We start from the raw sequence: 19,984 nt of genomic DNA on the forward strand, positions 1-19,984 counted from the left end.
GTAAATGGCATCCTTAAATGAAATAAAAACACGGATTGCATCGACTAAAAAAACTAGTCAAATCACCAGTGCTATGCAGATGGTTTCAGCTGCTAAACTAACTAAATCTGAAGGATATTCCGCGCGCTTTCAAATTTATGCATCAAAAGTTCGGGAAGTATTAACTCATTTGACCGCCAATGAATTGGCAGAATTAGCAAATTCTGATAGTCCCAACAGTGATATTAATTATCATAGTATGTTGCAAAGTCGACCAGTTAAAAAGACTGGCTATATCGTCATCACTTCTGATGGTGGTTTAGTCGGCGGTTATAATAGTTCGATCTTGAAACAAACAATGAGTATGTTGGAAAGCGATCATGATGCTTCCGATGAATATGTTTTATTAGCAATTGGTGGAACAGGTGCTGATTTCTTTAAGACTCGGGACATGAAAGTAGCTTATGAATTAAGAAATTTATCGGATAACCCGAGTTTTGATGAAGTTCGTAAGATTGTTTCTATGACGACTAGTATGTATGAAAACCAGGTGTTTGATGAATTGTATGTTTGTTACAACCATCATGTAAATTCATTGTCTAGTCAATATCGCGTAGAAAAAATGCTGCCGATTTCTGATTTGGATCCAACCGAAGCCAAAGAATATCAAGAAGAATATATTTTTGAACCTTCCAAAGAAGCCATTTTGGATCAGTTATTACCACAGTATGCAGAAAGTTTGATTTATGGTGCTATTATTGACGCCAAAACAGCTGAACACGCTGCTGGAATGACTGCTATGAAGACAGCAACAGATAATGCCAAAAATATTATTGGTGATTTAACAATTTCTTATAACCGCGCACGACAAGCGGCGATCACTCAAGAAATTACCGAAATTGTCGGCGGAGCTTCCGCATTAGAATAATTTCGAGATTGGAGGAAAAAATATGAGTTCAGGCAAGATTGTTCAGGTTATTGGTCCCGTTGTCGATGTGGAATTTTCTTTAGATCAATCCTTACCAGATATTAACAATGCCTTAGTTGTTTATAAAAATGATAAAACGAAAGTTGTTTTAGAAGCAGCGTTAGAACTTGGAGACGGTGTGATTCGGACGATTTCGATGGAATCCACTGACGGTTTGCAACGTGGAATGGAAGTAATTGATACGGAAAAAGCCATTTCTGTTCCTGTGGGAGAAAAAACATTAGGACGTGTGTTTAATGTTTTAGGTGAAACAATTGATACGTTGGAACCTTTCCCAGAAGATACAGAACGTTCAAGTATCCATAAAAAAGCTCCTGCCTTCGAAGATTTAAGTACCAGTAATGAAATTTTAGAAACTGGGATTAAAGTTATTGATTTATTAGCTCCTTACTTACGTGGGGGGAAAGTTGGATTGTTCGGTGGTGCCGGTGTTGGTAAAACCGTTTTGATTCAAGAATTAATTCATAATATCGCCCAAGAACATGGTGGGATTTCAGTGTTTACCGGTGTTGGTGAACGGACGCGTGAAGGAAATGACCTTTATTTTGAAATGAAAGATTCTGGCGTTATTGAAAAAACTGCGATGGTCTTCGGTCAAATGAACGAGCCACCAGGTGCGCGGATGCGGGTTGCTTTAACTGGTTTAACTTTAGCGGAATACTTCCGTGATGAAGCTGGTCAAGACGTATTATTATTTATCGATAATATTTTCCGTTTTACTCAAGCTGGTTCAGAAGTTTCTGCCTTATTAGGTCGGATGCCTTCTGCCGTTGGGTACCAACCAACCTTAGCGACTGAAATGGGTCAATTACAAGAACGGATTACTTCAACCAAAAAAGGTTCTATTACATCAATCCAAGCGATTTATGTACCAGCCGATGACTATACCGATCCGGCACCAGCAACTGCTTTTGCCCATTTGGATGCAACGACTAACTTGGAACGTAAATTAACCGAACAAGGGATTTATCCTGCGGTAGATCCGTTAGCGTCTTCTTCTAGTGCTTTGGCACCAGAAATTGTTGGAGAAGAACATTATCAAGTAGCAACCGAAGTCCAAAGAATTTTACAACGTTACCGTGAGTTACAAGATATTATCGCTATTTTAGGGATGGATGAATTATCTGACCGTGAAAAAGTGATTGTTTCGCGGGCACGTCGAATTCAATTCTTCTTATCACAAAACTTCCACGTTGCAGAACAATTTACCGGACAACCAGGTTCTTATGTTCCAGTTGAATCAACTGTCAAAGGTTTCAAAGAAATTCTTGAAGGTAAATACGATGATCTGCCAGAAGATGCTTTTAGAAGTGTCGGAACCATCGATGAAGTGATTGAAAAAGCAAAAACTTTAGGCAACTAGAAAGAGGTGCCCAATGGAAGAGAAAAAACAGGCTTTGACTGTTAACGTTGTGACGCCAGATGGTTTAATCTACGACCACAATGCACAAATAGTGGTTGCGCGAACTGTTAGTGGCGAGCTCGGAATTCTACTTAACCATGCACCGATTATTGTGCCTTTAGCCATCGATGAAGTACGAGTGCGTCGTGTAGACGATGAAACTCATGTCGATTGGATTGCTGTCAATGGTGGTATTTTAGAAGTGAGAAACAACGTAGTGACAATTATTGCCGATACAGCTGAACGGGAACGGGATATCGATGTTTCACGGGCTGAACGTGCAAAACAAAGAGCTGAAAGAACGATTGAAGAAGCCAAAGCAACGCAAGATGCCGATTCTTTACGAAGAGCGGAAGTTGCCTTGCACCGTGCGATGAATCGTTTGAAAGTATCAAAACATAATTAATATTAACAGTCAGGTTGACATTTATTGTAAACCTGACTTTTTTGTAATTTTTTCTCAAAAGATTTTTAAAAAACTTTAAACAACCTTAATAGTCTGCAAAACATACTCACCTAAAACATTTTATGCTATAATCCATTATGTTGATTTTCACGAAAGGAAGACAACAGATGCAGGTTTTTGGGATAGATGCAATGATTCGGATTGTGTCACATTTTGCTTTTATTTATTTGGCATTTTGGGCATTAAAATCATTGCGAGTTGAAAACTTATTTAAGGCTTATCACGTGCAGCAAGTACGGATGGGCATCATGATGATTGCGATTGCTTTAGGCTTTACTTGTAGTAATTTCTTTTTAGAAATTATCGCACTGTGTCGCAACATTTTTTTAACTTATCGTTAAGTACATAAAAAGGACTCGTTAGCGAGATTTTTTGGAGGGACCACAATGGAAGAGATTATTGTTCGTGGCGGCAGACAACTAAAAGGAACAGTCAAAATTGAAGGCGCGAAAAATGCAGTATTACCAATTTTAGCAGCAAGCTTATTAGCCGAAGAAGGCATAACTACTTTAAATAATGTACCAATTTTATCAGATGTATTTACAATGAACCAAGTGATTCGTCACTTAAACACTGAAGTTGCTTTTGATCAAGCTAATCGCTCAGTAACAATTGATGCGACAAAGGATTTAGCTGTTGAAGCACCTTATGAATATGTTAGTCAAATGCGGGCTTCAATCGTTGTGATGGGCCCATTATTAGCACGTAATGGTCATGCTAAAGTTGCTATGCCAGGCGGCTGTGCCATTGGTGAACGCCCGGTGGATCTTCACTTGAAAGGTTTTCAAGCTCTAGGCGCGAAAATTGTTCAAAAGAACGGCTATATTGAGGCTGTTGCAGATCAATTAATCGGCGCAAGAATTTATTTGGATTTTCCAAGTGTGGGTGCCACACAAAACATTATGATGGCAGCTGTTAAAGCCAAAGGAACAACTTACATTGAAAACGTGGCAAGAGAACCAGAAATCGTTGACTTAGCCAACTTTTTAAATAAAATGGGTGCCCACATTTATGGTGCGGGTACTGAAACTATGCGGATTGAAGGAGTGGAACAGTTACATGCTGTAACTCACTCAATCGTGCAAGACCGGATTGAAGCTGGTACCTTTATGGTTGCCGCTGCTATGACACAAGGAAACGTCTTGATCGAAGATGCAATTTCTGAGCATAATCGTCCTTTGATTTCTAAATTATCTGAAATGGGCGTTGATATCATTGATGAAAATGATGGGGTTCGGATTATTGGACCAAAACATTTGAAAGCAACAGATATTAAAACAATGCCACATCCTGGTTTCCCAACAGACATGCAAGCGCAAATGACTGCGATTCAATTAGTAGCTGAAGGAAACAGCCGAACAGTTGAAACGGTATTTGAAAATCGTTTCCAACATTTGGAAGAAATGCGTCGGATGAACGCACAAGTTAAGATTGACAATAATATTGCGATTATTTCTGGCAATACAAACTTACAAGGTGCGCAAGTTTACGCAACTGATTTAAGAGCTGCTGCCGCTTTAGTTTTAGCTGGATTACGGGCAGATGGTGTAACACAAGTCCGCAACTTAAAATATTTAGACCGTGGTTACTATCAATTCCATCTTAAATTGGCTGCTTTAGGTGCTGATATTGAACGAGTAGATGCTGAAGGAAACGTCGTTAAAGAAGTTTCTAAAGTAATGGCGTAAGGAGTTAGAAAATGAGTGCAAGTGAACATATCTTACGAAATTTAATCAAAATTGTCGCCATTTTATTAGCGGGTGTCTTGCTATTTATTATTGGTAGTATGATTGGTTTTGGTGTTGTGGGCGATGGCAATCCATTTAGTGTCCTATTACCCGGGGTATGGCGTCACATTTTAGAATTCATGCAATAAATTTTAGCTGAGACGCAATTGTCTCGGCTTTTTTGTTAGAAAGGGAAAGGCAATGAATATACTATCAAAAGCAATGGTTGGTTTGGTTAGAGGCTATCAGAAATTTATTTCACCGTTATTTGCTCCTAGCTGCCGTTATTATCCTTCCTGCTCAAGCTATATGATTAAGGCCATTCAAGTCCATGGAGCCTTCAAAGGATTATTAATGGGTATTTCGCGTATCTTAAGATGTCAGCCCTTTGCAAAAGGTGGAATCGATTATGTTCCTGTGAAATTTTCTCTTCACAAAAATAAAATTGATGAAGAGGAGCCTGATTATGGAAAAAAATAAAATTCAACTACTAGATCCGAAAGAACCTGTGCCGTGGGATTTATTATTATTAGCTGATCCTAGTAAAGAAATGATCCAAAACTATTTATCAGAGAGCCAGCTACTAGTTTATCGTTTAGAAGAAATCGTTGGGGTCTTAGTTTATCAAGGGATTAGTGAAAATGAAGTAGAGATAAAAAATTTGGCAGTCGCACCAGCCTATCAAAATAAAAAAATTGCTAGTCAACTTTTGACTGCATTTTTTAAAGAAGTGCGAGGAAACTATCAAAGTGCCATAGTAAAAACTGGTGATTATCCGCCGATACCATTGGCACTGTATCAAAAATTTGGTTTTGAAATTGTCGAAGTTCAAAAAGATTATTTTGTGCTTCATTACGAAGAACCAATTATTGAAGACGGAAAACAATTAAGAGATCAAATTATTTTACGAAAAGAGCTATAACTCAAAAAATAATGAGTTATAGCTTTTTTTGTGCAAAAATCTGCTTTTTATTCAATTTGATTGAATAATCGGAAAATTTCCGACAAATTGTAAAAAAATTCAGAAAATTCAATTGACATTACTTCTGATTTCTTATATATTTTTAATTATCTTATCCAATTATCATAATTCAATTAGGGGGAAAAAAGATGAAAAAAAGTACATTGGTAGCGGCCCTAGCAGCCGGCTTATTCTTATTCGGTGCTTGTGGCTCACCTTCAGCGACAAATGACAATTCAGGCGGCGGCAACAAGTCAGACGGCGACACAATCAAGATCGGTGGTAACTTTGAATTATCAGGTGCAGTAGCAGCCTATGGTGAAGCTGAAAATGAAGGGGTCAAGTTAGCGATTGAAGAAATTAATGACGCTGGCGGAATTGACGGTAAAAAAATCGAGTATGTTTCAAAAGATAACAAATCTGATAACAATGAAGCAGCATCAGTAGCAGCTAATTTAACTACTAATGATGGTGTGGTTGCTATCGTCGGACCAGCAACATCAGGAGCGACTAAAGCTACTTTACCTAATATTACAAAAGCACAAGTACCAGCAGTAACACCTTCTGGTACAGATGATTCAATCACAGTACAAAAGGATAAAGTACAAGACTATATCTTCCGGGCTTGTTTCCAAGATAGTTTCCAAGGGGTTGTATTAGCGAAATACGCTGAAGAAAACTTAAGTGCGACTAAAGCAGTCATCTTGGGTGATAACTCTAGTGACTATGCAATTGGTTTAACCAAAGCCTTCAAAGATACTTATAAAGGTGAAATTGTTGCTGAAGAAAACTTTACTGCTGGAGACAAAGATTTCCAAGCGATGTTAACAAAAGTAAAAGATTTAGACTACGATGTACTTTATATCCCAGCTTATTATACTGAAGCTGGCTTAATCATCAAACAAGCGCGTGAGATGGGTATCGACAAACCAATCATCGGTGCAGATGGTTTCGGTGATGAAAAATTAGTTGAAACAGCTGGTGCAGCAAATGTAAACAATGTTTATTACACTGGTCATTTCTCAGTGAATGCTCCTTCAAATGATAAAGTTCAACCATTTATTGATGCTTTCAAAGCGAAATACAGCAAAGAACCATCTGCCTTCAATGCTTTAGCTTACGATTCAGTTTACATGATTAAACAAGCTATCGAAGATCAAGGTGAAGCAAGCTCAACAGCGATTCAAGAAGGCTTGGCTAACTTGAAAGATTTCGTTGGTGTAACAGGTACTATGACTATGGATAAAGATCATAACCCTGAAAAACAAGCAGTAGTGTTAGGCTTAACAGATGGAAAAGAAAGTTCAGCAGAAACTGTGAACCCTTAGAAGAATCCTGTACGGCAAGGCAAGTTTGCTTGTCTTGCCGTTTTTTAGACAAAAATTTGGAGGAAGACAATGGAAGTTATCATACAACAACTAGTTAACGGCTTATTCCTAGGTAGTGTTTATGCTTTGATGGCATTAGGCTACACGATGGTTTACGGCATTATTAAGCTGATTAACTTTGCCCATGGGGAAATATATATGATCGGTGCCTTCATCGGTTACTTTTTAATTAATCAATTTAATATGGGCTTTTTCCCAGCGATGATTTTATCGATGATTGGTAGTGCGGCCTTAGGTGTCGTGATCGAATTTTTAGCTTATCGACCATTACGAAATTCTACGCGGATTGCCGCTTTAATTACTGCAATTGGGGTTTCATATTTGCTACAAAATACTATGATTTATTTTTTCAGCTCAAATACGCGGCCTTTCCCGCAAGTGATTGAAATGCATACCTATCGTTTAGGCTTTTTACAAGTCTCAAATATTCAATTAATGATTTTATTTGTTTCTTTATTCTTAATGATCTTATTAAATTTAATTGTTCAACGGACCAAAATGGGGAAAGCCATGCGGGCAGTTAGTGTGGATGCTTCAGCGGCTCAATTAATGGGTATTGATGTGAATCGGACGATTTCATTTACTTTTGCTTTAGGTTCAGCTTTAGCAGCTGCCGGCGGGATGATGATTGGTTTGTACTATAACTCAATCGAACCAATGATGGGTTATATTCCTGGCTTGAAATCATTTATCGCAGCCGTTTTAGGTGGTATTGGGATTATTCCAGGGGCAGCAATCGGTGGTTTCGCGATTGGCTTGATTGAAACAATTACGACTGCATTAGGTTTTTCAGATTTCAAAGATGCAGCGGTCTATGCTGTCTTGATTATTATTCTATTGATTCGTCCAGCTGGTATCTTAGGCAAAAATATTAAAGAGAAAGTGTAGGTGGCTTCTATGAAAAAGAATTTAACTTATAATATTATCTGGTTAGCCATCATTGTTCTTGGATATTTTGCTTTGTATGCAGCTTATTCAGCGGGGATGGTCAATCTATTTTTAGACAATGTCTTGGTTCAAATTGGCATTAACGTTATTTTAGCGGTGGGTTTAAACTTAATTATCGGTTTTTCTGGTCAGTTCTCACTAGGTCACGCTGGTTTTATGGCGATTGGTGCATACGCAGCAGCCTTAATTTCAATGCAACTGCCAACTTATGGTGGCTTCTTCTTAGGGATGGCAGCTGGTGTTGTGATTGCTGGTATCGTGGCTGTAGCCGTAGGAATACCAACTTTACGTTTGAGTGGAGATTATTTAGCAATTGCTACACTAGGGGTAGCCGAAATTATCCGAATTTTATTAATTAATTTTGATGAAATCACTAACGGACCTTCTGGTATCTTTGGAATCTTACCTTTTGTTAATTGGCAGATGGTCTACGGCTTTATGGCGATTACTACGTTAATCTTAGTGAACTATATTCGTTCAGGTGCTGGTCGTGCGACGATGGCTATTCGTGAAGATGAAATTGCTGCCGAGTCGATGGGGGTTAACACGACGAAATTTAAAGTGGTTGCTTTTGCTTTAGGAGCTATGACCGCAGCGATTGCTGGTTCGTTATATGCCGGCTATCTTCAATCAATTGCACCAAAAGATTTTGCCTTCACTAAATCAGTGGATGTCTTAATCATGGTAGTATTAGGTGGGATCGGTAGTGTGACTGGTAGTTTTGTTGCAGCAATTGTTTTAGGAATTATCAATATGTATTTACAAGATTTTGGTGCATTACGGATGATCATTTATGCCTTGGCCTTAATCTTATTAATGATTTTCCGTCCAGGTGGGATTCTAGGTACGAGAGAATTCTCTGTGAAGAAAATTGTCAATAAATTTAAAAAAGGAGATGACCAAAATGCCTCTGTTGGAAATTAAAGAGTTAACTAAAAATTTCGGGGGACTTGCGGCAGTCTCTAATGTCAACATGGAATTAGGCGAAAATCAATTAGTTGGTTTAATCGGACCCAATGGTGCCGGTAAAACGACATTGTTTAACTTAATCACTGGCGTATACGAACCTAGTGAAGGGGATGTATTACTAAACAATCAACGTTTAAATGGCAAGAAGCCTTATACGATTGCTGATTTAGGATTGAGCCGAACCTTTCAAAATATTCGTCTATTTAAAGATTTAACAGTGATGGAAAATGTTCTAATTGCTATGAATAGTAAAAATAAAGAAAGTTTTCTTTCAAGTGTCTTAAGATTACCAAGCTTTTATAAAAAAGAAGCGTTACTAGAAGAAGAAGCATTTCGATTATTAGCGATTTTTGGTTTAGAGAAAAAAGCTCAAAATTTGGCAAAGAACCTTCCTTATGGTGAACAACGTAGACTGGAAATCGTCCGGGCGTTAGCAACGAATCCTAAAATTTTATTTTTAGATGAGCCAGCTGCTGGGATGAATCCGCAAGAAACGGCTGATTTGACAGAATTAATTCGTAAAATCCAGGCTGAATTTAAGATTACGATTCTCTTAATCGAACACGATATGAGTTTAGTCATGGATGTCTGTGAAAGAATCTATGTACTGGAATATGGTCGTGTATTAGCGGAAGGAACACCTGAAGAAATCAAAGGTAATCCGGCAGTAATCAAAGCGTATCTAGGAGGTGACCTGTAAGATGTTAAAGGTTGAAAATTTAGCCGTCCATTATGGTGTCATCCAAGCTGTTCGCGATGTAAATTTTGAAGTCAATCAAGGGGAAATTGTTTCTTTGATCGGTGCAAATGGTGCTGGAAAAACGACGATTCTTCATACAATCTCAGGACTAATTCAGCCTTCTGCAGGTAAAATTACCTTTGAAGGTGAAGAAATCCAAAAAAGAGCTCCACGAAAAATTGTTGCCAAAGGGATTTCGCAAGTACCAGAAGGTCGTCATGTTTTTTCTGGTCTAACTGTTCAGGAAAATTTAGAGATGGGTGCCTATTTACGGAAAGAAAAAAATCTAAGTGAAGAGTACGAAACGATTTATCAGCGTTTCCCGATTTTAAAGGAACGTTTAAGTCAAGATGCTTCAACACTATCTGGTGGGGAACAACAAATGCTAGCAATGGGTCGGGCATTAATGTCTAAACCTCGTTTACTATTATTAGATGAGCCATCAATGGGTCTAGCGCCAATTTTTATCAAAGAGATTTTCAATATTATTCAAGCCATTCAAGCACAAGGAACGACGGTTTTATTGATTGAACAAAATGCCAAAATGGCTTTATCAATTGCTGATCGCGGCTACGTCTTAGAAACTGGTGAAGTTGTTTTAAGCGGAACTGGTGAAGAGTTACTGGCGAGTGATGAAGTGCGCAAAGCATATTTAGGAGGATAAAAAATGAGTGTAAAAGATTTTATGGCAGCTGAGCTAGTAACAGTTGATCCCCAAACGAAAATTTTTGATGCGGTAGATTTAATGAAAAAACACGATATTCATCGTTTACCAGTCGTTAAGGCGGATAAATTGGTTGGTTTAATTACAGAAGGAACGATTCAAGAAGCATTACCTTCAACGACAACTAGTTTAAGTGTTTATGAAACCAATTATTTATTAAATAAAACTGTGGTGGCAGATGTGATGATCGAAAAAGTAGCAACGATTGATCCAGATGCCCAATTAGAAGACGCGATTTATAAGATGCGCCAAAAAAATGTTAATGTTCTACCGGTATTAAAAGACGATCAATTGGTGGGAATTATTACCAACAACGATATTTTTGATGCCTTCTTAAAAATAACTGGTTATCACGAAGGTGGCAGTCGGATTCAGATTGCTGTAAAGGAAGACCGTAAAGGCTTATTAGCTGAAGTAGCAAAAGTTTTAGCCGACCATGACTACGATATTTTAACGGTCATTATCGATCATGCAAAAACTGGGACTGTGATGGAATTTCAAATATCTTCTAAAGATGCTGAAGCTATTTCTCAAGTCTTAACAGACGCCGGCTTCAATGTTCAACGAGCAGTTGTGACCAATCCATAATATTTGATCCGAGGCGATCTTTTGTCTCGGATTTTTTTCTTTTTGCCTACAGCTATGGTAAAATGTTTTCTGCGGAGGGATAACATGTCGAAAAAAAATAAAGATATTGAAATTAAAGGAAATGAAAAAGAAGTTATGCTAGATGGACAAAAAGTCAGTGTCACTGAGCTTTTTGCAGGCAAGAAACAAATTGGCGAAATTAGAGAAATAAAGGGATTTCAAGCCTATGCTGAAGGAACTTTATTAGGAAATTTCAAAAAAATTGATGATGCTTTTGAAGCAGTCATTGCCAACTATAATTTGCATCAATAAATTGAAAGAAAAGTCTTGCATTTTATTTTAAAGTTGGGTATTATAACTGAGTCGGGTTTTTCAGAAAACTTGATTTTTGGAGGAGTAGCGAAGTGGCTAAACGCGACGGACTGTAAATCCGTTCCTTAGGGTTCAGTGGTTCGAATCCACTCTCCTCCACCATTGGGGTATAGCCAAGCGGTAAGGCAAGGGACTTTGACTCCCTCATGCGTTGGTTCGAATCCAGCTACCCCAGTCATTTTAAGAGATGCAGGTCTTCGGATCGGCATCTCTTTTTCTTTTTGCTTGATGCCAAACCAGATTTGCGCTAAATTTAAAGGAACAAGATGGTTAAATAGGAGGGAAACAAATGAAAAAGAAAATGACTGAAATCATTAGCGATGCAGCAGAACGTGTATATGACATTGTCAAAGATGATAAATATGACGTAATGGTAGAGCTGACTAATAAGAACAAAGGCGTAAAACTAAACAAAAAGCGCCCTACTCGCCACACAATCAAATGGAAAGCTAAAAATCATTAAAGCAAAAGCCTACTGAATTTCTTCAGCAGGCTTTTTTTAATGATCAATCTCAATGCCTAAAATCGTCAAATGACCATTTCCCACCAACTTGATAACTAACTTCGCCAAGCTGTTGGCATCCATCGTTGTCTCGCTAGTAATCCACCAATGAAGTGTCCCAACGAAGATTGAGGTCATGTATTCAATAATAAAATCCATCGGAACCTCAATATCATTTTCGGTAATTTTTAGCCGTTGAAAGACATGGGCGTATTTTTCATCTAAAATGTCCGCAATTTCTTTGCGCATCATTTCATTTCCGGAAGAATCCATGACCGTTAAAAAGAATTGTTTATTGTTATGGATTTGCTTGTAGATGTTTGTTAATACCACCTCGACTTGTTTCACTTTTAGTCGATTGCCTTGGACAATCTGATCAGGATCTAAAACCGAGACGAAAGCATCGATAGCGTTATGAAAAATGAAGTCATATAAATCTTGCTTGTCTTTAAAATGAGCATAGAAAGTTGCACGATTAATCATCGCTTCGTCAGCAATCTCTTGGACGGTTAAATTATCGTAGCCTTTTTCTTCGACTAAACGAATAAATGCTTCAATTATCATTTTATGGGTACGTTTTACACGTAAATCAGTTTTTTTTGTCATTTTTTTCCCTTCTTTTGACAACATTATTAAGATAGCTGTTGTTTATCTCACACTTTTCTCACTTTTGGTTGTTGCATATTATTTAAAATCTTTCTAAAATATACGTGAGTAGTATAACAAACACACTGTCAGATAATCAACACATGTTGTAAAAAAGAAAAGGTGGGTATCAAGTATGACATTAAAAGCAGGGATCGATGTCGGCTCTACCACTGTGAAATTAGTGATTCTAAATGAGAATAACGAGAGTTTATTTTCGAAATACGAACGTCATTTTTCAGATGTGAAAGCCGCCACAAAAAGAATATTAGCAGAAGCGCAAGAAATTATTAGAGATCAAGTGATTACGATTAATATTACAGGCTCAGGAGGAATGGGCCTAGCAGACGTGTTGGAGATTCCATTTGTTCAGGAAGTGATTGCTTGTACCAAAACAGTTGAAGAAATTATTCCCGAAACCGATGTCGTGATTGAACTAGGCGGAGAAGATGCGAAAATTACTTTCTTTGAAGGTGCCTTAGAGCAACGGATGAATGGTAGTTGCGCAGGCGGAACCGGCGCCTTTATTGATCAAATGGCAGCTTTGTTGAAAACTGACGCCAATGGTGTAAACGAACTGGCGAAAGGTTATCAAACAATTTATCCTATCGCTTCTCGTTGTGGTGTGTTTGCTAAAACAGATGTGCAACCGTTAATTAATGAAGGAGCGGCCAAAGAAGATATTGCAGCCAGTGTCTTTCAGGCAGTTGTCAATCAAACGATTGCCGGTTTAGCAGCTGGTCGAAAAATTGTCGGTAAAATTGCCTTTTTAGGTGGACCATTATTTTTCATGTCAGAATTGCGGAAAAGATTTATTGAAACTCTAGATATCGCACCAGAGGATGTCGTTTTTCCAGAAAACCCGCAATTATTTGTCGCGATGGGTGCCGCTTTCTATTCAGAAAAGACTGGTGAGCATACCTTAGCAGAACTATTAAATAAATTAAATACAGCCAATAAAAATAGCTTGTCGCCTTCTGATACATTGGCGCCTTTATTTAAAGACGATCAAGAACTAGCGGATTTTCGTGACCGTCATAAACAAGCAACTGTTGAAACCAAAGATTTGGCAGATCATTCAGGACCAGCTTTTCTGGGAATCGATGCCGGCTCTACTACAACAAAAGTTGCTTTAATCGATGAAACTGGTCGTTTGATGTTCTCTTTTTACGGCAATAATCAAGGACAGCCGCTAGAAACAACCATGTCTGTATTGCGAGATTTATACGAAAAATTACCGGATGATGTCTATATCGGTAAAGCAGCAGTGACTGGTTACGGCGAACAATTAATAAAAAATGCCTTGAAAGTGGATATCGGTCAAGTAGAAACGATGGCCCATTACAAAGCTTCCAATCATTTCCTACCAGGTGTCGATTTTATCTTAGATATTGGTGGGCAAGATATGAAGGCCATGACTATAAAAGATGGCGCCCTATCTTCGATTCAGCTAAATGAAGCTTGCTCCTCTGGTTGTGGCTCATTTATTGAAACTTTTGCTAAATCATTGAAATATTCTGTGCAAGATTTTGCAGAAGCGGCAGTTCATTCTCGTCAGCCAGTTGATTTAGGTTCTCGTTGTACCGTCTTTATGAATTCGAAAGTCAAACAAGTCCAAAAAGAAGGGGCTTCAGTTGGTGATATTTCCGCTGGTTTGTCTTATTCAGTGATTAAAAATGCGATTTATAAAGTGATTAAGATTCGTCGTCCAGAAGAACTTGGCGAAAAAATTGTCTGCCAAGGGGGAACTTTCTATAATGAAGCAGTTTTACGGGCCTTTGAATTGGTTTCAGGTCGTGAAGTAGTCAGACCTTCGATTGCTGGCTTGATGGGTGCTTTTGGAGCAGCATTGATTGCCTCAGAAAACTATCAAATCGGTGAACTGACAGAGACTTTAAGTCTAGACGAATTAAACAATTTTTCTGCTGACAAAGAGTTTACCCACTGTGGCTTATGCGAAAATAATTGTATGATGACGGTGACGGTTTTCTCTGATGGACGTAAATTTGTGACCGGTAACCGCTGTGAACGAGGCGCACAAATTAAAGTCAAAAAAGAAGACCGCAAAGTCAATATGGTGGATTATAAATATCGTCGTTTATTCCATTACCGACCATTACGGAAAAAAGAAGTGGTCCATGGTGAGATTGGGATTCCACGAGTTTTAAATATGTATGAAAATTATCCTTTGTGGCATACATTGTTCACTGATTTAGGCTTTAGAGTCAAACTCTCTCCTCGGTCGAATAAAGATTTGTATGAACAAGGTATGGAAACTATTCCTAGCGATACGGCTTGTTATCCAGCAAAAATTGCTCATGGACATATTCAAGCCTTAATCGATCAAGGTGTACCGATGATTTTTTATCCTGGTGTGGTTTTTGAACGACAAGAATCAGCAGAGGCCGACAATCATTTTAATTGCCCGATTGTGCAAAGTTATCCCGATGTGATTCGTAATAATGTGGATGATATTCGTGAAGGGAAAGTCGATTATCGCAATCCTTACTTAAATCTTGCCAATGAAGCATCGGTGGCAGAAGTGTTGTACCGAACTTTTAAAGATTTAGGTATTACTAAAGAAGAAATTACTAAAGCTTTACATCATGGTTACGAAGAGTTAGAAGCCTTTAAAGAAGATATTCGACAAAAAGGCGAAGAAACCCTAATGATGTTAAATATGAAAGGTCAACGGGGCGTCGTTCTTTCTGGTCGTCCTTATCATGTTGACCCAGAAATTAATCACGGGATTGCTGACGTTATCACGCAAGAAGGCTTCCATGTATTAACAGAAGACTCGATTTCTCATCTAGGAGATGTAGGTAATTTACGAGTAGTCAATCAATGGGTTTATCATTCTCGATTATATGCAGCTGCACGAGTGGTTGCTAAATCAAAAAATCTTGAATTGGTGCAATTAAATTCCTTTGGCTGTGGTTTAGATGCGGTAACCACTGACCAAGTGGAAGAAATCATGGATCAATATGGAAAAATTTATACCGTTTTGAAAATTGATGAAGGATCAAACTTAGGAGCAGTTCGGATTCGTTTACGTTCCTTAAAAGCAGCTGTTCAAGAGCGACAAAAAGTTAATTATGTACCAACCCAAAAATTTGAAGAACCAGAAAAAATTGTTTTCACTAAAGAAATGAAAAAGACTCACACTTTATTGTTACCAATGTTGAGTCCAATTCACCAATCGGGTTTGTTCGATTTAGCTTTAGAAGCTTCTGGCTACAATGTTGTCTGCTTACCAGCGATGGATAAAGAAGCCACTAATGTTGGTTTGAAATATGTGAATAACGACTCTTGTTATCCAGCGATTATTTCAATTGGACAGCTTGTGGAAGCTTTACAAAGTGGCAAATATGATTTAAACAATGTCAGTGTTATGATGAGTCAAACTGGTGGTGGCTGTCGGGCAACCAACTATATTCCACTGTTGCGCAAAGCCTTAAATGATGCTGGCTTCCCGCAAGTTCCAGTCGTTTCAGTGTCACTGGGAAATAAAGGGGTCGAAAGTAATCCTGGGTTTAAATTTACTTTGCCAATGGTGAAACGGATTGTTGTAGCAGTTCTGTATGGTGATTTATTTGAACGTTTAGTCTATCGGACGCGACCTTATGAATTAGAAAAAGGTCAGATTGATCAAATGCACCAAGATTGGTTGGCAAAAGTTGCTAATAATGTGCGTAATGGTTCATTGACGCAATTTAATCGCAACATGAAAAAAATCGTTAAAGATTTCGATACGGTGCCATTATCTGATGAAGTCAAACCCAAAGTTGGGGTAGTAGGCGAGATTTTGGTGAAATATTCACCAACTGCCAACAATGACATCGTTCGTTTATTAGAAGAAGAAGGTGCAGAAGCTGTTGTGCCAGATTTAATCGGTTTTATGAATTATTCCTTGTATAACCAAATTTGGAAATATGATAATTTGGGGATGCCGAAGAAAAATAAAACCATGGCAGAATTTGTGATTAAACTAATCGAAATGGTTGAAAAACCGATGGATAAAGCACTACGGGCTTCTGATCGGTTTGACGGCATTCATTCAATTTATCAATTGGCTGAGGATGCCAGCAAAGTTCTTTCCATCGGTAATCATACAGGTGAAGGCTGGTTCTTAACTGGTGAAATGATTGATTTATTGAAGAGTGACGTAAACAATATTGTCTGCATGCAACCGTTTGGCTGTCTGCCAAATCACGTGGTGGGTAAAGGCGTGATCAAAGAATTACGCCATCAATATCCGAAAGCCAATATTGCAGCGATTGATTATGATCCAGGTGTTTCCATTGTCAATCAATTAAACCGAATCCGACTAATGATGGCAACAGCCAATAAAATGTTGGATGAAGAGGTAAGAACAAATTAAACAAGTAAACACAAGTAAGTAGACCATTTTTTCCGAAATGGTCTACTTTTTGATTGTCGCGGAGGTATATACCAGTTATAATGGAAAGAAAACAAGAGCTTTTTTTAGATTATAAGAAAGTAGGCATTCAAGATGGCAAATCAAGTGCCCGTGTATATTCAGATTCATGACCAAATAAAAAATCAAATCGAAACAGGCGTCTGGAAAGTGGGCGACCGCTTGCCTTCTGAAAGAGAATTAGCGGTGACCTTTGGCGTGAGTCGGATGACTTTACGACAAGCCATCCAGACTTTAGCAGATGAAGGGATTTTAGAAAGAAAAATCGGCTCAGGAACCTATGTCGCCAATGAAAAAGTCCAAGAAAAAATGACTGGAACCACCAGTTTCACTGATATTATGGAATCTTTAAACAAAGTCCCTTCCAGCAAAACTATTTCTTATTTTAATTCCCCCGCCAGCTCAAGTGAGATTGAAAATTTAAACTTGACTAAAGGAGAACGAGTCTTAAGAATGGAACGGATTCGTTATGCTGACAATGTACCTATTTGCTTTGAAGTCGCTAGTATTCCGGCAAAATTGGTAGAAGGCTTCAGTAAAGAAGAGATTACCGAATCTTTTTATCATTCTCTACAAGAGCGAGGTATGGAGATCGGTCATGCCAATCAAACGGTTTCTGCAGTGTTGGCTTCTGAACAAATTGCTGATTATTTAGAAATCAAACGTGGCGAAGCAATCTTGCGGCTACGTCAACTTTCTTATTTGGTTGACGAGCGTCCTTTTGAATATGTCCGGACTCAATACGTCGGCAGTCGTTTCGAGTTTTATTTAGAGAAATAATTATTCTTCGATTAGTTGTTCGGAATAACTGGTTTCTCCTGCAACAAAAGTCGCTTGACCGCTTAATAAATCGGTGACTTGGGCTTCGAAATTGGCGACCTGATCTTCATCAACAAAGCATATCGCAGTGACCTCATGGGTAAACAAGGTATCTTTTACTACAATTTTTTGGGTCTCCAGAAATTTTTCGAGTTTCCCCCAATGATTGTAAGGAATCGTCACTGAAATTTCTTGTTGCAGACGGCCTTCAACGATGCCAGTCTCGGCGATGCTATTAGCGACAGCTCCAGAATAAGCGCGAATCAAACCGCCGGCACCTAGTTTTGTGCCACCAAAATAGCGAGTAACAACAGCACAAACATTAATTAAAGTATTTTTTTTTAAGACTTCCAACATTGGAACACCAGCGGTTCCGCTAGGCTCACCATCATCAGAGCTGCGTTGAATCTCGTTTTGCTCGCCTAAAACGAAGGCACTGCAATTGTGATTGGCTTTCCAATGTTCCTTTTTAATTTGATTGATAAATTCTTTGGCTTCTGCTTCAGAAGTGATCCGTTTTAAATGGCAAATAAAGCGAGATTTTTTGATCTCCGTTTCATGAATACTGTCTGATTGAATCGTTCGATAAGTAGCTAACATCGTTTCACCTCATTGTTAGGATAGGAGTAGATGGCACATGGCACAAACTAAAAAATATGATGTAATCACCCATTATTTAAAAACCAACGGTGGCTCACAAGTGACCTTGACTTTTACTCAGATTGACGAGCTATTGTTTCCCAGCTCTGGCTTACCTAAGACGGCACGAACAGAAAAAGATTGGTGGGCCAATGATTATCGTCATCCCGAAAAAGGCGCCTACGGTTGGCTGAATGCCAGTTATGAAGTCGTTTCTATAAACTTAGCAAAAGAATTCATTGTTTTCAATAAATTAGTCAAATCCAGTTGGTTGATATAAACATGCATGAAAAAATATTTCGTTGATTTTAGTGACTGCGTCAAAATGACGTGGTCTTTTTTTTACGTATTTATTTAATGAGGTGAACAAAATGTGGGGTCAGTATTTAGCATTGGAAGAATGGCAAACTTTTTATCCGAAAGTCTCACTGGAACAGGCGCATCAACTGCCAGCGATGAATCAGATTTCAGTTGATTCTTATCGATGTAACCGTTGCGGCTCCATTTGTCAGAAACAAGTACCAGCGGGCTTTTTTTATTGTTATCAGTGCATAACTTTAGGGCGAATGACCAGCCAAAAAGATCTTTATTTTTTTCCTGTTCCTGAAAAAAAGCCACGAGAAATTTTTTTAAACTGGGATAAAACTCTGTCGATAAGTCAACAAGAAATAGCGGATCAATTACAAGCAGACCAAAAAAAAGGCGCATCCTTTTTACTGTGGGCAGTAACAGGAGCAGGCAAAACCGAAATGTTGTTTCAACTGATTCAAAGAAATCTAGCCGTCGGCAACCGAGTTTGTTTAACAAGTCCGCGTGTGGATGTCTGTAATGAGCTCCATCTACGAATGCTTCAGGCTTTTCCTCAAGAAGAAATTAATTTATATCATGGACAAAAAAGAATCGAAGGCGCGGGTCAATTCGTTATTTGTACCGTCCATCAATTGTTACGTTACCGAGATTATTTCGATTTGATGATAGTCGATGAAGTAGATGCTTTTCCCTATGCGAATAATCCTTTATTGCAAGCAACGGTCGAAAAAGCACAAGTTAGATCTGGCAAGCGGGTCTATTTAAGTGCCACACCGAATGCTGAATTGAAAAAAGCCGTTGATTTTTGCTATCGCTTGCCTGCGCGATTTCATCGTCGTCCATTACCGGTTCCAGAAATTTTACTTGCTGTTACTTTAGCAAAAAAAATGTATCGTGGGCGGTTGTCGCAAAAAGTTTTAAGCCGATTATTGGCGCTGTTGGGAAAAAATGATGTCTTGTTGTTTTGTCCTAGTGTCAGCAGCTTATTAGCCGTTGCACAATTCTTACAAAAGGAATTTCCAGATTGTCAAATGACCACCGTTCATGCACAAGATCAAGAGCGGGCAATGAAAGTAGACGGGATGCGCCAAGCAAAATATCAACTGCTGTTAACGACTACGATTTTAGAACGGGGAGTCACCTTTGAAAAAGTCTCCGTCGTTGTCTTAGAAGCCAGCCATCGGGTATTTAATCAAGCTGCTTTGGTGCAAATTGCTGGACGGGCAGATCGTAAAGGGGATTTTCATGAGGCAGAGGTTGTGTTTGTTACTAGCGAAATGACTCTGACGATAAAAAAAGCATTGGCAGAAATTAAAGAAAATAATCAATTGGCTTTTACACGAGGACTGTTAAATGAAATGTAGCTGCTGCCATGAGGAAT

22 protein-coding genes and 2 tRNA genes are annotated in these 19,984 nt (G+C 38.5%); 22 read left to right on the forward strand and 2 right to left on the reverse strand.

Translation table 11 applies throughout. The annotated features are described in order from the left end of the window. Window positions 1-4 precede the first annotated feature (4 nt). From ACVWNY_RS02015 to ACVWNY_RS02100, 18 genes are all read left to right on the forward strand, one after another. Window positions 5-907: a F0F1 ATP synthase subunit gamma gene (locus ACVWNY_RS02015; RefSeq protein WP_218324169.1), complete on the forward strand. Its 903-nt coding sequence runs from the start codon at window positions 5-7 to the stop codon at window positions 905-907. A 22-nt stretch (window positions 908-929) separates the two neighbouring features. Beyond that, on the forward strand, window positions 930-2,330 hold the full coding sequence (gene atpD, locus ACVWNY_RS02020) for a F0F1 ATP synthase subunit beta (protein ID WP_218324170.1): 1,401 nt from the start codon (window positions 930-932) through the stop codon (window positions 2,328-2,330). A 13-nt stretch (window positions 2,331-2,343) separates the two neighbouring features. Continuing rightward, a complete protein-coding gene (locus ACVWNY_RS02025; RefSeq protein ID WP_218324171.1) occupies window positions 2,344-2,775 on the forward strand; it encodes a F0F1 ATP synthase subunit epsilon in 432 nt (143 codons plus the stop codon). Window positions 2,776-2,942: 167 nt separating this feature from the next. After that, the gene (locus ACVWNY_RS02030; RefSeq protein ID WP_218324172.1) at window positions 2,943-3,176 is read left to right on the forward strand and encodes a DUF1146 family protein; all 234 of its coding nucleotides are present in this window, start codon (window positions 2,943-2,945) and stop codon (window positions 3,174-3,176) included. Between the two features lie 45 nt (window positions 3,177-3,221). Continuing rightward, window positions 3,222-4,523: a UDP-N-acetylglucosamine 1-carboxyvinyltransferase gene (gene murA, locus ACVWNY_RS02035; RefSeq protein ID WP_218324173.1), complete on the forward strand. Its 1,302-nt coding sequence runs from the start codon at window positions 3,222-3,224 to the stop codon at window positions 4,521-4,523. Window positions 4,524-4,534: 11 nt separating this feature from the next. Next, on the forward strand, window positions 4,535-4,711 hold the full coding sequence (locus ACVWNY_RS02040) for a DNA-directed RNA polymerase subunit beta (RefSeq protein WP_218324174.1): 177 nt from the start codon (window positions 4,535-4,537) through the stop codon (window positions 4,709-4,711). A gap of 52 nt (window positions 4,712-4,763) precedes the next feature. Then, window positions 4,764-5,042 (forward strand): membrane protein insertion efficiency factor YidD, encoded by a 279-nt coding sequence (gene yidD, locus ACVWNY_RS02045; RefSeq protein WP_218324175.1) that lies wholly within the window; start codon window positions 4,764-4,766, stop codon window positions 5,040-5,042. Further along, a complete protein-coding gene (locus ACVWNY_RS02050; RefSeq protein WP_218324176.1) occupies window positions 5,029-5,484 on the forward strand; it encodes a GNAT family N-acetyltransferase in 456 nt (151 codons plus the stop codon). Before yidD ends, ACVWNY_RS02050 begins: the two co-directional genes overlap by 14 nt. A gap of 188 nt (window positions 5,485-5,672) precedes the next feature. Continuing rightward, window positions 5,673-6,851 (forward strand): ABC transporter substrate-binding protein, encoded by a 1,179-nt coding sequence (locus tag ACVWNY_RS02055; protein WP_218324177.1) that lies wholly within the window; start codon window positions 5,673-5,675, stop codon window positions 6,849-6,851. A gap of 69 nt (window positions 6,852-6,920) precedes the next feature. Beyond that, window positions 6,921-7,799: a branched-chain amino acid ABC transporter permease gene (locus tag ACVWNY_RS02060; RefSeq protein ID WP_218324178.1), complete on the forward strand. Its 879-nt coding sequence runs from the start codon at window positions 6,921-6,923 to the stop codon at window positions 7,797-7,799. A 9-nt stretch (window positions 7,800-7,808) separates the two neighbouring features. Further along, complete coding sequence (locus ACVWNY_RS02065) at window positions 7,809-8,783, forward strand: branched-chain amino acid ABC transporter permease (protein ID WP_218324179.1); 975 nt, start codon at window positions 7,809-7,811, stop codon at window positions 8,781-8,783. Then, on the forward strand, window positions 8,764-9,528 hold the full coding sequence (locus tag ACVWNY_RS02070) for an ABC transporter ATP-binding protein (RefSeq protein WP_218324180.1): 765 nt from the start codon (window positions 8,764-8,766) through the stop codon (window positions 9,526-9,528). Before ACVWNY_RS02065 ends, ACVWNY_RS02070 begins: the two co-directional genes overlap by 20 nt. A gap of 1 nt (window position 9,529) precedes the next feature. Next, window positions 9,530-10,231 carry an ABC transporter ATP-binding protein gene (locus ACVWNY_RS02075; protein ID WP_218324181.1) on the forward strand — a complete coding sequence of 234 codons (702 nt, stop codon included), beginning with the start codon at window positions 9,530-9,532 and terminating at the stop codon, window positions 10,229-10,231. A gap of 3 nt (window positions 10,232-10,234) precedes the next feature. Further along, entirely contained in the window at window positions 10,235-10,879 is a 645-nt protein-coding gene (locus ACVWNY_RS02080) for a CBS domain-containing protein (RefSeq protein ID WP_218324182.1), read from the forward strand. A gap of 84 nt (window positions 10,880-10,963) precedes the next feature. Beyond that, complete coding sequence (locus ACVWNY_RS02085; RefSeq protein ID WP_218324183.1) at window positions 10,964-11,191, forward strand: DUF2969 family protein; 228 nt, start codon at window positions 10,964-10,966, stop codon at window positions 11,189-11,191. A gap of 78 nt (window positions 11,192-11,269) precedes the next feature. Then, a tRNA-Tyr gene (locus ACVWNY_RS02090) sits at window positions 11,270-11,353 on the forward strand. Window position 11,354: 1 nt separating this feature from the next. Next, a tRNA-Gln gene (locus ACVWNY_RS02095) sits at window positions 11,355-11,426 on the forward strand. Between the two features lie 114 nt (window positions 11,427-11,540). Next, window positions 11,541-11,714, forward strand: coding sequence for a hypothetical protein (locus ACVWNY_RS02100; RefSeq protein ID WP_218324184.1), 174 nt, complete (start codon window positions 11,541-11,543; stop codon window positions 11,712-11,714). Between the two features lie 36 nt (window positions 11,715-11,750). Here the strand turns inward: ACVWNY_RS02100 and ACVWNY_RS02105 are convergent, their stop codons facing one another. Next, the gene (locus ACVWNY_RS02105; RefSeq protein WP_218324185.1) at window positions 11,751-12,359 is read right to left on the reverse strand and encodes a TetR/AcrR family transcriptional regulator; all 609 of its coding nucleotides are present in this window, start codon (window positions 12,357-12,359) and stop codon (window positions 11,751-11,753) included. Between the two features lie 175 nt (window positions 12,360-12,534). On the opposite strand from ACVWNY_RS02105, the gene ACVWNY_RS02110 reads away from it, so the two are divergent. After that, a complete protein-coding gene (locus ACVWNY_RS02110) occupies window positions 12,535-16,779 on the forward strand; it encodes a 2-hydroxyacyl-CoA dehydratase (RefSeq protein WP_218324186.1) in 4,245 nt (1,414 codons plus the stop codon). Between the two features lie 132 nt (window positions 16,780-16,911). Continuing rightward, window positions 16,912-17,616 carry a GntR family transcriptional regulator gene (locus ACVWNY_RS02115; RefSeq protein WP_218324187.1) on the forward strand — a complete coding sequence of 235 codons (705 nt, stop codon included), beginning with the start codon at window positions 16,912-16,914 and terminating at the stop codon, window positions 17,614-17,616. Here ACVWNY_RS02115 and ACVWNY_RS02120 read toward each other — a convergent pair whose 3' ends face one another. Further along, entirely contained in the window at window positions 17,617-18,255 is a 639-nt protein-coding gene (locus ACVWNY_RS02120) for a YigZ family protein (RefSeq protein ID WP_218324188.1), read from the reverse strand. A gap of 37 nt (window positions 18,256-18,292) precedes the next feature. Here ACVWNY_RS02120 and ACVWNY_RS02125 point away from each other — a divergent pair, with 37 nt between their 5' ends. Beyond that, window positions 18,293-18,574, forward strand: a complete 282-nt coding sequence (locus ACVWNY_RS02125) for a DUF7662 domain-containing protein (RefSeq protein WP_218324189.1) — start codon at window positions 18,293-18,295, stop codon at window positions 18,572-18,574. 91 nt (window positions 18,575-18,665) lie between these two features. Next, window positions 18,666-19,967, forward strand: coding sequence for a helicase-related protein (locus ACVWNY_RS02130; protein ID WP_218324190.1), 1,302 nt, complete (start codon window positions 18,666-18,668; stop codon window positions 19,965-19,967). The last annotated feature ends 17 nt before the right edge of the window (window positions 19,968-19,984 follow it).

This window comes from Enterococcus sp. JNUCC 77 (assembly GCF_054819945.1).

What these genes read in the sequence shown, in the direction of transcription:
- ACVWNY_RS02015 (WP_218324169.1), top strand. Translation starts at nt 5, where the DNA reads ATGGCATCCTTAAATGAAATAAAAACACGGATTGCATCGACTAAAAAA.
- atpD (WP_218324170.1), top strand. Translation starts at nt 930, where the DNA reads ATGAGTTCAGGCAAGATTGTTCAGGTTATTGGTCCCGTTGTCGATGTG.
- ACVWNY_RS02025 (WP_218324171.1), top strand. Translation starts at nt 2,344, where the DNA reads ATGGAAGAGAAAAAACAGGCTTTGACTGTTAACGTTGTGACGCCAGAT.
- ACVWNY_RS02030 (WP_218324172.1), top strand. Translation starts at nt 2,943, where the DNA reads ATGCAGGTTTTTGGGATAGATGCAATGATTCGGATTGTGTCACATTTT.
- murA (WP_218324173.1), top strand. Translation starts at nt 3,222, where the DNA reads ATGGAAGAGATTATTGTTCGTGGCGGCAGACAACTAAAAGGAACAGTC.
- ACVWNY_RS02040 (WP_218324174.1), top strand. Translation starts at nt 4,535, where the DNA reads ATGAGTGCAAGTGAACATATCTTACGAAATTTAATCAAAATTGTCGCC.
- yidD (WP_218324175.1), top strand. Translation starts at nt 4,764, where the DNA reads ATGAATATACTATCAAAAGCAATGGTTGGTTTGGTTAGAGGCTATCAG.
- ACVWNY_RS02050 (WP_218324176.1), top strand. Translation starts at nt 5,029, where the DNA reads ATGGAAAAAAATAAAATTCAACTACTAGATCCGAAAGAACCTGTGCCG.
- ACVWNY_RS02055 (WP_218324177.1), top strand. Translation starts at nt 5,673, where the DNA reads ATGAAAAAAAGTACATTGGTAGCGGCCCTAGCAGCCGGCTTATTCTTA.
- ACVWNY_RS02060 (WP_218324178.1), top strand. Translation starts at nt 6,921, where the DNA reads ATGGAAGTTATCATACAACAACTAGTTAACGGCTTATTCCTAGGTAGT.
- ACVWNY_RS02065 (WP_218324179.1), top strand. Translation starts at nt 7,809, where the DNA reads ATGAAAAAGAATTTAACTTATAATATTATCTGGTTAGCCATCATTGTT.
- ACVWNY_RS02070 (WP_218324180.1), top strand. Translation starts at nt 8,764, where the DNA reads ATGCCTCTGTTGGAAATTAAAGAGTTAACTAAAAATTTCGGGGGACTT.
- ACVWNY_RS02075 (WP_218324181.1), top strand. Translation starts at nt 9,530, where the DNA reads ATGTTAAAGGTTGAAAATTTAGCCGTCCATTATGGTGTCATCCAAGCT.
- ACVWNY_RS02080 (WP_218324182.1), top strand. Translation starts at nt 10,235, where the DNA reads ATGAGTGTAAAAGATTTTATGGCAGCTGAGCTAGTAACAGTTGATCCC.
- ACVWNY_RS02085 (WP_218324183.1), top strand. Translation starts at nt 10,964, where the DNA reads ATGTCGAAAAAAAATAAAGATATTGAAATTAAAGGAAATGAAAAAGAA.
- ACVWNY_RS02100 (WP_218324184.1), top strand. Translation starts at nt 11,541, where the DNA reads ATGAAAAAGAAAATGACTGAAATCATTAGCGATGCAGCAGAACGTGTA.
- ACVWNY_RS02105 (WP_218324185.1), bottom strand. Translation starts at nt 12,359, where the DNA reads ATGACAAAAAAAACTGATTTACGTGTAAAACGTACCCATAAAATGATA.
- ACVWNY_RS02110 (WP_218324186.1), top strand. Translation starts at nt 12,535, where the DNA reads ATGACATTAAAAGCAGGGATCGATGTCGGCTCTACCACTGTGAAATTA.
- ACVWNY_RS02115 (WP_218324187.1), top strand. Translation starts at nt 16,912, where the DNA reads ATGGCAAATCAAGTGCCCGTGTATATTCAGATTCATGACCAAATAAAA.
- ACVWNY_RS02120 (WP_218324188.1), bottom strand. Translation starts at nt 18,255, where the DNA reads ATGTTAGCTACTTATCGAACGATTCAATCAGACAGTATTCATGAAACG.
- ACVWNY_RS02125 (WP_218324189.1), top strand. Translation starts at nt 18,293, where the DNA reads ATGGCACAAACTAAAAAATATGATGTAATCACCCATTATTTAAAAACC.
- ACVWNY_RS02130 (WP_218324190.1), top strand. Translation starts at nt 18,666, where the DNA reads ATGTGGGGTCAGTATTTAGCATTGGAAGAATGGCAAACTTTTTATCCG.